This window comes from Sphingomonas sp. 37zxx, from assembly GCF_000786205.1.
GTDB lineage: Bacteria > Pseudomonadota > Alphaproteobacteria > Sphingomonadales > Sphingomonadaceae > Sphingomonas.
This window is the reverse complement of record NZ_JROH01000002.1, coordinates 1-13,110: the sequence shown is the minus strand read 5'-3', so window position 1 is coordinate 13,110 and position 13,110 is coordinate 1. Positions and strand designations below refer to the sequence as shown.

Sequence of the window (13,110 nt, the reverse complement as noted above, 5' to 3'; positions counted from 1 at the left end):
AAAAGCCATGGCGCTCAGCTCACGAGTTGCTTGATCAGATCATGCGACACCGGCTGGACCCCACCGGCATCGCCGGTATCGGGCTTTTGCGTTTTGTAGGTGTAGGTCACCTTGCCATAGGCAAGCGAGATATTCTCGGTCGGCAGATCACCCTGGCCGCCGCCGATGCTGACGTTGCTGATGATCACGTCATCCATCTGGATTTCCATGTACAGGATCGCAGCGTCGTTCCCGTCGGAGCGATATACCTGCATCAACGCCTTGCCGATCTGCTTGCCGTTCCAGCAATATTTCAACAGGTCGTCGGTGGCGGCATCGGTATATTTGGAAAAGGTGAAGTCCGAATGGTTCGCCTGCTCCACGGTGCCGCCGCCGGCCGTGCTTCGCACCGCCTTGGTCGGCTGGTTGAAGCTGTGGCTCCACGATAGCACCTGAATCTGTTCGCTGTGGCTGCTGTCGGTCGATTCGCCCTTGATGTCGGGTTCTGTGAACTTGATGAACGCATTAATTGCCATCGGGGCCGCTCCTTCTGCAGGCGGGAGGTCGCGCTATCGCGGCTAAGCTGCCACTGGTGCCGGAAGCTCGGCGACCAGGCGAAGCGAGGCAGAAAGCCCTTCCAGCTGGAAATGCGGTCGCAGGAACACCGTGGCGTTGTAGCTGCCCGGCTGCCCGGGCACGTCGCTCACGTCGATCCGCGCCTCTCGCAGCGGATACCGCGCCTTCAGATCCTGGCCCGCATCGTCCTTGTCGAGCACATAATCGCTGATCCAGGTGGTGAGATAGGACTGGACGTTTTCCTTCGTCATGAAGCTGCCGATCCGGTCGCGCATCATCACCTTGATATAATGGGCGAAGCGCGAGGTGTTGAGGATATAGGGCAGCCGTGCCGAAAGTTCGGCGTTGCTGTTGGCGGATTGCAGATTGTACTTTTGCGGTTTGTTGACCGTCTGCGCGCCGAAAAAGGCGGCGTAATTCTCGCCCTTGCAATAGACCAGCGAGACGAAACCGAGATCGCTCAATTCCTTCTCGCGGCGATCGGTGATCGATACCTCGGTCGGGATGATGATCGCCGTTTCCCCTGCCGCCGTCAGGAACTTCGATAGCGGCATGCTTTCGACCTTGCCGCCGCCCTCGACCCCGCGGATCGCCGCTGTCCAGCTGTATAGCGCGAAGGCATTGGTGATGCGTTGCGCCAGGAACCAGGCGGGGTTGCCCCACAGATAGCTCGTCGGGACCGGGTCGCTCACGTCGATGGCCTCGCCATTGCCGTTCGCATGCCGAGCCGCTGATCGGGTATATTCGCTATAATCGATGCCATCGACCGGGTTGTCGACCGGATCATAGGGCAGTCGCATCAGCACCCGCGGCAGCGTCAGCGTGGCGTAGCGGCTTTCCTCGGTCTCACGGAAGGCGCGCCACTCGGCCATGACGACCGAGTCGAATATCTTGCTGAGGTCGCGCGGCTTGGGAAGATCCTGGAAGCTGTCGAGGTCGAACAGCTTGGGATCCGCAGCGCCGATGAAGGGCGCATGCGCTGCGGCGGCGACCTGCGAAATATCGCGAAGCAGCTTTTGCGACGGTGCCGAACGGTCGAAATAATAATCGCCCACCAGCAGCCCGTAAGGCTTGCCGCCCAGCGTGCCATATTCCTCCTCATAAACCTTCTTGAACAGCGCCGACTGGTCGAAATCGATCGCCTTGCCCAGGTCGTCGCGCAACTCCTTTTCGGTGGCATCAAGGACGCGCAGCTTCAATCGGGTCGAGGTTTCGGTCTTGAAGACGAGATGGTGCAGTCCGCGCCAGGTCGCCTCAAGCTGTTGAAAGGCCGGATCGTGCAAGATCAGGTCGAGCTTCGCACTCAATTCCTCGTCGAGCCGATCGAGAATGTGCTGCAACGCGCTCACCAGATCGCGCGGTGCGGCATCGGCATCCTGCTTTGCCGGTGTCAGCTCGGTTTCGCCGTTCAGCGCCACGATCATTTGCAGACCGTTGATCTTTTCGGGGGATTTCGGGTCGATGCGAAGTGTCTCGAGATAATCGACTACCGTTGCGGGCATTTCTTCAGCCATGATCATTCCCTCGCTTGACCGGGCACGGATTCAACGCTGCAGATGCAGGTTCACCCGATGCCAACCGGCGATTGCTATCGATTTGCTTGCGACCCCGCGGCTTGCTTACGACCCCGATCCCTCGCCATCGGCCGTTCCGCGCTCCGCCGTTCCCCCCGCAATGGTTTCGGCGGCTTCGGCGTCGGCCTTGGCTTTTTCTGCCGCCGCATCGGTGATCAATTGTTGGAGGCCGCCGGATTCATAGGCCGCGCTCAGCTTTTCATGCGCTGCGTCATTGCCGTCCAATTTGGTCAGCAAGTCGCGGATACTCCGCCGCTTTTCGTACAGATCCTTCAGCAAGGGGACGGTTTGGACGAGCCGGTCAGGACCGAAATCGTCCATCGACGTTATGCTGACCTCCCACGCTTCCTTGCCCGAACCGCCGGCGACCTTTGGCGACAAGGATTTAAGATAGGATGCGAAATTGTCGCGATCGATCTCGACGAATTTGCGATCCACATCCTTCAGCTTGGTGGTGTGGGCACCACCGGCTGGTCTCGACAAGTCGGCCATGACCCCGACGACGAACGGCAATTCCTGCTTTTTGATGGCGTTGCCAGTTTCGACGTCATAGGTGATTTGTACCCGTGGCGGACGATTCCGACCGATCTTGTGCTGAATACTGTCATTCATGGCACATCCCCCCTGGGTGGCAGTGATCGAGAGAATCAGAAAGACTCATAGACCTTTAACTGCCTGTTGGCATGACAGAAACCATAGCACATAAAACTTTGCAACCGGGAATCGACCAGGCAATGCTTGGCAGCCATACTTAAGAAGTATTTAGGCTATTCGTCTCGACCCGCCAGGCCAAGTGCTTCCAACAGCATCATCATGTCCCCGCCCTGGTCGCGCAGCGTCGCATCGATCTCTTTCAGCGTCATCCGGCCCCAATCGGCTACGAATGCGAGGATGGGGGGAACCGGGCTGTGCGGCTCGATACGCTCGAGCCAGGCCGCGATCTCGGCGATTTGCCGATAGGCGGCGTCGCGATCCCCCGGGAGCGCGGTGTCCAAGGAAGCCGCCGCCACCGGCTGTGTGTGGGCCGGAGCGGACGCACGCGGCGTTCGGCTTGCCAGTTCGGTGGCGAGCAAGCGCGCCGCTGGATCGAGAATCGTGACGATCGGTTCGACGCCGGGTGCCTCTGCGATCCCGGCCTCGACGAAATCTGCCGCCATCGCCGTGAGCGCTGCGCGTGCTTCATCGATCGCGGCGCGCTGCGCGACGAGCGGTTCGGAGGGGGTTGCCGCCAGGGCGGCGGCAAACGCGGCGCGGGTGGGTGCGCCATTGGCCTCTGCCCGCGCGGCGGCGGCGGAGTCGCGCTGGCGCACCTGTTCCAGCCGATCGGCGTTGAGCACGTCGGTCCAGGTGAACCAACTGTCGCGGGCGGCGGTGCCGGCGACGATCGGTACCAGGCGCAGGGCGATCGGCAGATGGCGCACCAGCCAGTCCAGCGCCGCCACCTGCATCGCTTCGTCGCGGGCCTGGAGGCATTGCCAATAGCGGGTGCAAAGGCCGCCGATCAGCGCGAAACCGTCTGCGGCTCCCTTGAATCCCTCGCATCGGGTCCATGCCTCGGCCAGCCAGCAGGCAAGGCGAAGGTCTTTGCTCTGTTGCAGCGCGGCGGTGCAAAGTTCGGCGACCTTGGGCCAGTCCGCCAGCTTCAGATCGGTCGCCCAGATCCCGCGCGGCAATCCGGGATCGTCGTGCCGCCGCGCCTCTGCGATCGCGGCATCCACCGCCGTGCCGCGCAGATCGGCGCCACAGGCATCATCGCCCGGAATTGGCCGGAGCAGCAGGTCGACGCGCTCGCTCATCCTGTGCCCGGGCTGGTGTCGAGCGGCGGCAGCCCGGCGGGGAACGCGGGCAGCGCGATCGGGGTGGTCGGTTCGTCGGGGGCGGTGGGCGGGGGAGCGAGCGTCAGTCGAAGCATCAGTCGGGCACGCCGGCCGGGCGGCGTATCGCCGCCCACCGCGCTTTGCAGATTGGCGCAAAGGTCGACGCCGAAGGCGGCCGGATAGCCATTCACCGCGGTGGCCTCGTCGAGCCCGCTGGACTGCCGCCGCATCAGCCGCAGCAGCGCCCAGGGGCCGACGGTGCGGCTGGTGGCCCAGGCACCGTCGGGCGCGGGGAGGCAGGCACCGTTGGGCAAGGCAAGCCCCGACAGCGGCAGGCTTGGCGCGTTCGCCGCCCAGCGGAACCGCGCGATTACCGGTTCCCCGGCTTTCCAGACAAAGGCCGGCGCATCGGTGGTGGCACGGCTGATCGGCGTTCCGATGCTTGCCTCGATCACCTGATCCTGGCCGGCGGCGATCATCGGATCGGTGAAGAAGCGGACGCCCACGGCGTAGCGCAGCGACGCGGCGTCATTGCCGCCTAGCATCGGTGCCAGCGCGCCGCGGGCACCGATCAGCGCGCCAAGCGCGCTGGCGGCGGAACGGCCGATGCTGACATCTTCGAGCGCCGCCTGCATCGGCGCAAGCTGCGCGCCATATTGCTGGAAGAAGGCGCGCACCAGCGCCGGATCGGCATCGGGCGCATCGACCGGGCCGAAGGGGAAGCGCCCGGCGAGTGTCGCCTGGAAGCTATCGCGCAACTGGCCATAGCGCGCGCGCAGATCGGCCAGCACGGCGTTGCGGCACCGGCCGAACACTTCGGCACTGATCCGCAATTGCTGGTTCGCGAAATAATCGCCGCCGCGCGCGGTGACCCTGGCGATCCCTGTGCATCCCTGAGCCTGCAACTGGTCCAGATCGGCGGTCATGAAACGCTCGAGCCGCGTGATCGGATTGTTCGGGTTCGGCCCGGCATCATAGCCGTCCAGCGCGCGGACGATCGCGGCCCAGCGTTCGGCCTTGGCGACCAGCCCCGCCGTAGCGCCGTTGGTCGGTTCGCGTGCATAGGTGACCACGGGGGCCACCCGGCCGCGGGCGATCTCCGCAACCCAGGCGCGCCGCTCGGCCAGCGTGGCCTTGAGATTTTCGATGGTTCCGGTGGCGAACGCGGTCGCGGCCAGCGAATCCTGCCCGTTCCACCCCAGCAGGGCGTCGCGATCGACGGCATAGGGGCCGCCTTCACGGTCCAGATCCCTCTCGGCCGAGGCAACCACCCGATCTGCCTGGTTGTTGATCTGAATACCGATCTTCGCTGTGCCTTCGAGTTCGCCGAATTGCCGGAGCATCAGCTGAATCGATTGCAGCGTCGGCAGCGCCAGCACGAAATTCGATGCTTCGACCTCGTCGGTGCTGGGGGTCATGACGGTCGATGCGATGGTTTCGAGTGCGACGTAACGACCCGCCCGCGTCCGGACCGCGCCCGCCGTCGCATCGATGATCGGCTGCGGCACGGTTGCCGGTGCAGCCGATGCAAAGCCGAGATATTTCTTCGCCAGTTGCTCGACTCCCTGCAACCGCGGCAAATCCCACAGCCCATCGGGCACCGGCAACGCGACTGGATCGGCGCGGCGGACGAAGGGCTGTGCAAGCACGTCGTGCAACATGGTTTGCGTGTCGGCTGCGGCCGCTGACAGCGCCGGCCCGGCGCTGTCAGTCATTGCGGCGGCGTCGGGGAGGGCAGGGGCTGCCGGCGGTGTTGCAGCAGCAGGGGCCATCGCGGTTGCCATGGGGGGGGCACCAAAACGCAACAAGGGCACGCCCGCCAGCTTGGCCCCGCGGACCTGCGCGGCCAGCGCGATTGCCATCGGTCGATGGGTGGCGGCGATGCTTTGGAGCGTCGCGGCGTCGACCAGCCGCAGGTTCAGCGGGGTGGTATCGGGCAGAGGCGGATTGGCCGGATCGGCCCCCCATGGTGCCTGCGCGGCACCGGGCAGCGATACCGCCAGGGCGTCGAGCAATCGCGACAATTCCTGCAGGCGTCCCAGCATCTGCGAGGCCGCCTCCCGGGCGTCGACGTCGGCGGGCGGCAGCAGCGCTGCTGGATTCCCGAAGTCGCGATGGATCGAGGCGATGTGCCGGGCGACCGGATCTCCAGCATACCAGGCGGTGATCGTATCGCGATAGGCTTGGTCGACGATTCGCACCACCACCGCGCGGATGCGCGGCTGGTCCAGGCAGGGAATCGACTGGGCGGCGATCGCTGCGGCATATAGCTCGTCGTTGCGCCTCAGGTCGGGCAGGTTTTCGCCGAGCGCATAGCTCGCGACCGTGCCGAAGCGTTTCGTTGCATCGGTCGATGAGCGTTGTGCCGGGCCGATGTCGGCCAGCATCCAGTAATGTGCATCATAGGCACGGGCATTGGCGACGAAGGCGGGCCAGAAGCCGGGCGAAGTCGACGGTGGCAGCCCCTCGCGAATGCGCCCTTCGATGCCGCTTGGCGACGTCATCCGCTCCACCAGCGCTGCAAACACCACATGACGGAAGCTGGCGGCGATCGCGTCGCGCACATGCGCGGTGGTGTTGGTCAGGAACGACGTCGGCGCAAGCACGGTTTCGAGCCGATCGACCTGAATCGCCGCAAGGCCGCGCAACAGATCGGCGGCGGACTGCGCCGACGCGGTGGTCTGCGTGCAATCGCCGGATCGCGACGCAAAACCCGGCGCGTCGCCCCGTTGAATCTCGGCAAGCACATCATTCACCGGCTGAAGCGAACGCCCCGTACCGATCGAAAGGGTGCCGATCCCAGCAACGAACGCCACCACCGCCGCCGCGACGGCCCAGCGGGTGCGGCCAACCATTCGGTGGCGCCGGGTGCGCTCGCCATAGGCGGGCTGAGCAAGGCAGTGTTCGGGAAAAACCTTGTCGCGGAACAGTGCGGCGGCAAGCGCTTGCGGCGCGGCCAGCGGCTCGGTCTGTTCGGCAGTCTCCACGGTCAGCGCCTGCTCGCCATTGGGGCCGTCGATCGCCAGCGGCGGCTCGCCGATCGGCGGGGTGGCGCCGGTGAAGAAAACCCCGCGCAGCATGAATCCTTCGTGATAGGCAGAAGCGTTCAGCAATTGCGTGAGCAGCAGCGTCATCATCGGCTGCAGCGACGCCATCCGATCGGGAAATGCCAGCGCCCGGCGCGCGGATTCGCTGTCGTTCAGCCCCATCATCGCATGGCATTGCGCCACCAAAAGATCGCGCGCCATTTCGTCGAATGCGTCGTCGATCCAAGCCGCTTCAAACACGGTGTCGATCGGCCGCGTCGATGCCCAGCCGATCATAGGTGATTTGGCATTCGCCAGGATCGCCGTTGCGATTTCCGAAAACCCTTCGATCGCATCGCTGCCGGTAACCAGAAGATAGATCGGCACGCGCCACCCGGTGCGGCTCTGCGCGGCAAGGACCAGATCGTATAATTTGCGGCCATGTGCCTCCATGCGCTGCTGCGCCTGGGCATCTTCGGGATCGCTCGACAGCAGCTGCGCCGGCACCGCGAGCACGATGCTATCGATCGGCCGTCCGGGGCGCGCGATCTCCAGGCGGCGCAACAGGTCGATCAGCCGCCCGTCGGGATCAGGCCCCCCGACCAGGCCATCGCGAAAGCCCAGAACCACGCCGCGCTCGCGAAACGAGATGAGTCCCGCCCGCTCGATGCCGGACTTGCCCAGCCAGCTTATGCGATGCTCGGGCGCGTGATCGGGCGGCAGCAGCGTGTCGAGCACCGGCACTTCGGCGCCCAGAACCAAGGCCCAGGGAACGTCGCGAAGATCGGCGGCGGCACCGGTGCGGTTGCGCAGTTCCTGTAGTGCGATCGAAACCGCGGTGCCCAGGCTCATGGGCGGCGCAATCTCGTCCGCCGCACGATCGGGGCGGGGGCGTGCCGCCTGCCCCTTGGCTATCAGGCCGGTTCGGAACGCCAGGAACACCAGCAGCGCGATCAGCAGGATCAGCACCAGGCCGATCACGACGATCGCAGTCATCGTCACTGCGCCGCTCCCGCATCACGCCCGGTGTCGCCCACTGGTTCGACATCGGCCGGCCCGCGAACCGGAAGTGCCGGCTGCGTGGGCGCGATGGGGCGTGGCAGCGGGCTTGCGTCCGGGCGCGCAGCGACCGTGCCGGGCGATACCGGTCTCGAGTTTTCGGCGGACTCCACCGCGCGGCGGTTGATTGCCTGGGCAAGCCGATCGGTCTCGGCGACATTCGCGCGCCAAACCAGATGACTGACCGGCAGATACAGCAGCGTCACGGCGGCCAGGGTCGCCAACCAGGGCCATAGCGGGGGGAGGGGCCTTGTGCTTGCCCCGGTTAAGGCGGTCGGCCTGAGCGCCATGCGCTGATAGGGGGCGGGATCGCGGGCATCATAGGAGCGCCCGGCGACAAGCGCATACAGCGCATCGCGCTGCCGCGCCAGCGCGCCCCTGTCGTCACGGTCGAGCCACCGGCCCCGCATTCCCATCATCATCGCCAACAGGATCGTGGTGGCAGTGCAAATCTCGTCGCGCCGGCCATCGATCAGTGCTTCGGCCGCCGCAAAGACGCGGTCTCCCGCAAGGGCGGTGCCATACAGCATCGCCTCTAGCGGCCGTTGGTCCCACCCCTGTTGCTCGGCCCAGTCGGCGCATTCGACCAGCAGCATTTCGTCGGCGAACGCAGCAAGCACATAGCCCGGATCGATCCGCAGCGCATCGGGCGCGCGGACCTGGACATAGCCGAGCGCCAGGATCGCGGCAGCGAGTTCCTGCCGGATCGGGGCCGCATCGGGTGGCGATCCCATCGTGGTTTGGATGCGTGTTTTCAGCGCGACGAGGCGGCGGTGAAAGGCGCGGAAATCGGCCGCGGCCCGTTGCGCTTCGGGCCGCAGCGGTCCCGCGATCATGGCGTCGCGCCGTTGCCGGCCGCGCCACCGGGCCTTGCGACCGGGCGATAGAAGTTCATCTCGGTCGGCCCTTCGCCGATGTCGCTCTCGACCACCAGCAGGCCACCAAGATCGGACGCATCGGCGTCGGGCACGATGCGCGCCAGCAGCAATTGCGGCGTTTCGTTCAACCCGAGTGCCGCATCGCTGCCGATCCCCACATTGCGCTGCCAGCCGGCAACGCGCCGGCGGCGGATTGCGCTGCGCGTGTCGTCCATGCCGATCGAAGCATTCTCCAGCCAGCGTCGCTGCTCTTCACGCGGGGTCGCGCGGTGGCTGACAGTACCGATCAGCAGCGAGCGGCCATTCGCCAGATCCCCACGCTCGAGCCTCAGTTCGAACGCGCTGTCGCTGCGGCGGATGAATGGCATCACCTGGTAGCGCAGCTCGAAAACCGCCAGAGCCCCCCGGATCGCGCCGATCAGCGCGTCGAAGCTTTTGAGCGAATCATTGTGATCATAGGGCGGCAAATGGTTCAGATCGAGCGTGGCGCTGAGCAGGCCCAACTCGCCCAGCGCGTCGCACAGCGTGAGATACACTTCGAACGGGTGGGAAACGCCCGCCATCAGCATGGCGCGTAGGCGGGGAAGCATCCGCATCAAGGCGCGCAGGCTGTCGGTGCCGGTTCGCATCGCCCGCAATTCGCTGGCGATCTGATGCAGCTGGCGCTCGGCTGCGGTTCGCGGATCGCCGTCGGCGTCGTCGCCCTGTTCACGCGGCGTCGCACTGCGGAACATGCCGATATCGGTTTGAACCTGCGCGGCGCGGCTGTGCATTTCGTCGGCAACCGCCCTGACCCGGCGGGGGAGCAGCGTCGCTTCGCCGATCCGCAACCGGGGCGGCTCATAATCGGCAAGGGCGGGCTTGCCGTCCACCAGCGCGATCCGTGCCAGCCGCAGCAAGGTGTAGGAAGCGCGCGGCTGCCGGTCGCGCGTGCCGGCGATCAGCGTCAGTTCGGGACGCAGCCATACCCGTTGGGCAAGCTCCATCTCGTCATCGTCACTTTCGGTGCCCGGCACCAGCGGCTGCGGGAAGGCGCGATAGCGGCAGGGAACCCCGGTGTCGGTGCGGTCGAGGTCCAGGCTGCCCGTCGTCCAGCCGGCAATCGCCAGATACAGATCGATCGCTTCGCCGGGTTGAATCTGGACCTCGCCGCCCTCGAAATCGTAGCGAAGCGCCGCGTCGCCGCGTGCCCGCTCCAACGCCACCGCCGTGCCGTCCGGAAGGATCGCCTCGATCGCGTCGAGCACGAAGGTGGTGGCTTCAAGGCTGACGTCGAGCGTCCGAACCCCCCAGGCAAAGGGCTGGGTCGATTGCACCAGATAGGGTGCCATCATTTCGTTGCGCGCGGTCGCGGCGCGGAAATGCTCGGGCATCAGCAGCATACCGCGGTACCAGTGGACGAGATCGGGAATGTCTTTGGCGTTGATCGGCATCATCATCCCTTGTCGGGGGTCCAGCTGAACCCCTCTTCGCCCAGTGTGAGGGTGCCACGCTTCACCTTGTGCAGGCGCAGCCGGTTTTCTTGCGGGGGGTCGCCGGCAAAGTCCGCGAACAGGAAGGTGCTCGCCAGGTTGCACGGGGCAGCGACTGCGTCGGCAACCACCTGTTGGCCGGCCTGCAATTCCCAACCACGAATCGTCAGGCCCGTTGGGTAGTCGCGCTGCAACTGCGTGCGCACCGCGAAATAGTCTCGCGCCTTTAGTTTTTCGATTGCAGCCAGTATCTTGCGATCGGTGACATAGACCAAGTCGATGGCGATCGGGCGACCATGATTGGTGCCGGCGCTGGAGGTGATCGTCAGCCGCTGTAGGCCACTGGAACTAAAGCAAAGCAGCTTGGGCGTTTTGCAACCTGCCAGCGATAGCAGGATGATGGCGACGGGAAGGAATCGGTTGCGTGATACGGGGTGCGTCCCCCTGGTCAGCGACCAATTTCCAATCCATCCCCCCATTGCTCGTCACTCGAGTTAGTAGCCCCCTACTATCCTTAGTTTGACGACAATTTCGTGCAATGGAAAGTCGATTCAATAGTTTGTGGCGATGATCGGCAATACGGGGTGGGAGAGAGGGCCGGTGCTGCCTTGAAATTCGCGCTTTCACGAATTTCAAGGCGGTCTCTCAAAGCTCTACGGTAAACTGTGACGGTGCGCTGAACTGGATGACTCCGCCCCAGTTGCACATCAGCTTGCAGGTGGAATCGAGCGCCGGCTGGCTGCCGATCAGCGTCGTCGGCACCCCCGGTATCCAGGGTGCAGCCGTCGCTGGGATGCAAGGCATCGGCGTCAGCGCGCCCAGTGCAGCCGCAGTGGCCGCCGCCACCGTTGGATTGGCCGGGCTGCTGCACATGCCGAAGGTGGGGATGTTGGTCATCGGCGCAAAGTCCATGATCGTCGCCGCCGGCATTCCGCCCGCCAGCACGCGATTGGCCGGCAGCACGTTGATCGGCGCGGGTGCCACACCGAAACTGCACTGCATCATCGCCCCGGTGGTAATCTGCATGCCCATCATCGCCCCCCGTGCAGGCGAGCATCCTATTCGCGATGATGGCCGGCGGCTATAGTCTTGGCGGCCGGATCGTCCCACCAGTTCGCATCAATAGCGACAGCAGCGCCGTCACTTCGGGAGAGGTATAGGTTATCACCCCCTTGCGCGTCAGATAATAGCGAAGCACGTGCGGCATCAGCCGCCAGCCGGAAAACTCCCGGTTGAAGCCCGGATCATGGTGCAGCCGATAGGAAAGCGAAAACATCGCGTGATCGGCAAGGTTGCGGCCAACGGCAGGCAATGCGTGCTTAACGCCAACGTCCGCGTTCGCCTGTACCTCCGCCGGACGGTTGCCATCCAACGGCTGTGAATTTCCGGTTTGAAATCAGCAGCATGCTGAACGTTCCCAAACAGAACGAACAGCGAAGCGATGGTGCTTGTTGCGGAAGATTGAGGCGTCGTAGTCGTCGAAGGTGCCCGAGAGCACGTCACGCTCGATCTGTCGGAGAAATTTCTCAAAGGCGGCTTCGATGTCAGCACCGCCCGGCTTTTCGGACTTGTAGACGCCGCGGACGATGAGCGGATTCGGCACGATCAGGCAGCTGTATTGAAGTGGAGAATGCTCACTGTATCATCGCCGCCGAGATCGGGATAGAAACCGATCAGAACGTTATTGAGCTCGGTGAGCGTCTCGAAGCCGTCGAGCTGCGCATCACTTTCGGTCAGTTCGTCGAACGACTTCACCTCGACGTCAGTGACGAGAATGGACACGGACCGATCACCGCCGACAAGCACCGCGGGACCGACCAACCCAGGCTTCGCACCGGCCCGAATCGTCGAGCGCTTCATCCCGCTTTCCACGAGCGGAAAAAATGCCGGTTTCAAGCGGATCCGGCGCGGGCTCATAAGGCTGCGAGGGCAACTTTGAAGCCGAGCACCGGGACCGTCTCGCCCTCGGGGATGTTTAGAATCTTGCGGGCCTCGCAGATTGCTTCCGACAGCGAACCGCTCTCGGGAAGGACCGAACGCCAAGCCACGGTGCTGAAAAAAGCTTCGATGCTGTCCGCCTCGAGTACGTCGACGATCTCGCCCCACAAGGCGGATTCGCTGTCGGTATAGCCCCGACGCAATTCGACGTACCGACCCGTCCGCACGTGATCGGTCGTGTATTGACGTCCTTTCTTGCGCAGCTCCCACTTCTTGCGGCCGGAGCAGAACCACATGAACGGATCAGTCGCCAGCGGGACGAACAGGCGGTCCACCGACTTGCGCGCGGATGCGCACGACGAATCCGGGACGGTCTGCATCGGTGAGGTCAGCATAGTAGTATCCTGCCACGGTTCGATGGGCAGGGATAGCTGCGATGCGAGCGATGATCTGGCCATTTCGAATCCATTCTGCCAACGGTACTGGAACATAGCCTGAACGAGTTAAGAAGTCTCGCTCGGATCCACAACAAATCCGGAGATGTTTCCTCGCATACTGATACCGGATCACCTCAACAACACGCGCTGACGGCCATCGATAGTTTCTCGCAACCTTAAGCGTCTGGCGCCCCAATAACTGTCCAAGGCCCTCGTTCTGTCTATTCCCGGCTATTGCAAATCGCTTGCCGCACGCAATCGGGATGGCCTTTATCTCCGCACCCTGACCGAGATTTCGAAAGCCCGCGCCGTTCATGCCGCGACTAACAGGCTGCTGAAAAATCCCACGGTTTG

The 13,110-nt window shown here is 64.3% G+C and carries 13 protein-coding genes; all 13 read right to left on the bottom strand.

Translation table 11 applies throughout. From position 1 onward, the window contains the following. Positions 1-14 precede the first annotated feature (14 nt). Complete coding sequence (locus tag QU44_RS01200) at positions 15-515, bottom strand: Hcp family type VI secretion system effector (protein ID WP_052134211.1); 501 nt, start codon at positions 513-515, stop codon at positions 15-17. A gap of 42 nt (positions 516-557) precedes the next feature. Further along, on the bottom strand, positions 558-2,069 hold the full coding sequence (gene tssC / locus QU44_RS01195; protein WP_197054211.1) for a type VI secretion system contractile sheath large subunit: 1,512 nt from the start codon (positions 2,067-2,069) through the stop codon (positions 558-560). A 105-nt stretch (positions 2,070-2,174) separates the two neighbouring features. Beyond that, positions 2,175-2,741, bottom strand: coding sequence for a type VI secretion system contractile sheath small subunit (tssB, locus tag QU44_RS01190; RefSeq protein ID WP_052134209.1), 567 nt, complete (start codon positions 2,739-2,741; stop codon positions 2,175-2,177). 155 nt (positions 2,742-2,896) lie between these two features. Continuing rightward, positions 2,897-3,925 (bottom strand): type VI secretion system protein TssA, encoded by a 1,029-nt coding sequence (tssA, locus tag QU44_RS01185; RefSeq protein WP_033919620.1) that lies wholly within the window; start codon positions 3,923-3,925, stop codon positions 2,897-2,899. Beyond that, the gene (locus QU44_RS01180) at positions 3,922-7,968 is read right to left on the bottom strand and encodes a type VI secretion system protein (protein WP_033919619.1); all 4,047 of its coding nucleotides are present in this window, start codon (positions 7,966-7,968) and stop codon (positions 3,922-3,924) included. Before QU44_RS01180 ends, tssA begins: the two co-directional genes overlap by 4 nt. Before the next feature lie 2 nt (positions 7,969-7,970). Further along, positions 7,971-8,867, bottom strand: coding sequence for a DotU family type IV/VI secretion system protein (locus QU44_RS01175; protein WP_033919618.1), 897 nt, complete (start codon positions 8,865-8,867; stop codon positions 7,971-7,973). Then, positions 8,864-10,342, bottom strand: coding sequence for a type VI secretion system baseplate subunit TssK (gene tssK / locus QU44_RS01170; protein WP_197054209.1), 1,479 nt, complete (start codon positions 10,340-10,342; stop codon positions 8,864-8,866). The genes QU44_RS01175 and tssK overlap by 4 nt, the downstream gene beginning before the upstream one ends. Before the next feature lie 2 nt (positions 10,343-10,344). Beyond that, positions 10,345-10,656 (bottom strand): hypothetical protein, encoded by a 312-nt coding sequence (locus QU44_RS18075; protein ID WP_156140861.1) that lies wholly within the window; start codon positions 10,654-10,656, stop codon positions 10,345-10,347. Between the two features lie 370 nt (positions 10,657-11,026). Then, entirely contained in the window at positions 11,027-11,407 is a 381-nt protein-coding gene (locus tag QU44_RS01160; RefSeq protein ID WP_231621572.1) for a DUF4280 domain-containing protein, read from the bottom strand. 55 nt (positions 11,408-11,462) lie between these two features. Further along, the gene (locus QU44_RS01155; protein WP_197054208.1) at positions 11,463-11,693 is read right to left on the bottom strand and encodes a hypothetical protein; all 231 of its coding nucleotides are present in this window, start codon (positions 11,691-11,693) and stop codon (positions 11,463-11,465) included. Positions 11,694-11,777: 84 nt separating this feature from the next. After that, positions 11,778-11,984, bottom strand: coding sequence for a hypothetical protein (locus QU44_RS01150; RefSeq protein ID WP_033919614.1), 207 nt, complete (start codon positions 11,982-11,984; stop codon positions 11,778-11,780). A 2-nt stretch (positions 11,985-11,986) separates the two neighbouring features. Next, positions 11,987-12,298: an ASCH domain-containing protein gene (locus QU44_RS01145; RefSeq protein WP_052134208.1), complete on the bottom strand. Its 312-nt coding sequence runs from the start codon at positions 12,296-12,298 to the stop codon at positions 11,987-11,989. Continuing rightward, positions 12,295-12,714: a hypothetical protein gene (locus QU44_RS01140; RefSeq protein WP_033919613.1), complete on the bottom strand. Its 420-nt coding sequence runs from the start codon at positions 12,712-12,714 to the stop codon at positions 12,295-12,297. Before QU44_RS01140 ends, QU44_RS01145 begins: the two co-directional genes overlap by 4 nt. Positions 12,715-13,110: the final 396 nt, after the last annotated feature.

Coding starts and splice junctions, on each gene's coding strand:
- QU44_RS01200 (WP_052134211.1), bottom strand. CDS start 515: ATGGCAATTAATGCGTTCATCAAGTTCACAGAACCCGACATCAAGGGC.
- tssC (WP_197054211.1), bottom strand. CDS start 2,069: ATGGCTGAAGAAATGCCCGCAACGGTAGTCGATTATCTCGAGACACTT.
- tssB (WP_052134209.1), bottom strand. CDS start 2,741: ATGAATGACAGTATTCAGCACAAGATCGGTCGGAATCGTCCGCCACGG.
- tssA (WP_033919620.1), bottom strand. CDS start 3,925: ATGAGCGAGCGCGTCGACCTGCTGCTCCGGCCAATTCCGGGCGATGAT.
- QU44_RS01180 (WP_033919619.1), bottom strand. CDS start 7,968: ATGACTGCGATCGTCGTGATCGGCCTGGTGCTGATCCTGCTGATCGCG.
- QU44_RS01175 (WP_033919618.1), bottom strand. CDS start 8,867: ATGATCGCGGGACCGCTGCGGCCCGAAGCGCAACGGGCCGCGGCCGAT.
- tssK (WP_197054209.1), bottom strand. CDS start 10,342: ATGCCGATCAACGCCAAAGACATTCCCGATCTCGTCCACTGGTACCGC.
- QU44_RS01160 (WP_231621572.1), bottom strand. CDS start 11,407: ATGCAGATTACCACCGGGGCGATGATGCAGTGCAGTTTCGGTGTGGCA.
- QU44_RS01145 (WP_052134208.1), bottom strand. CDS start 12,298: ATGAGCCCGCGCCGGATCCGCTTGAAACCGGCATTTTTTCCGCTCGTG.
- QU44_RS01140 (WP_033919613.1), bottom strand. CDS start 12,714: ATGCTGACCTCACCGATGCAGACCGTCCCGGATTCGTCGTGCGCATCC.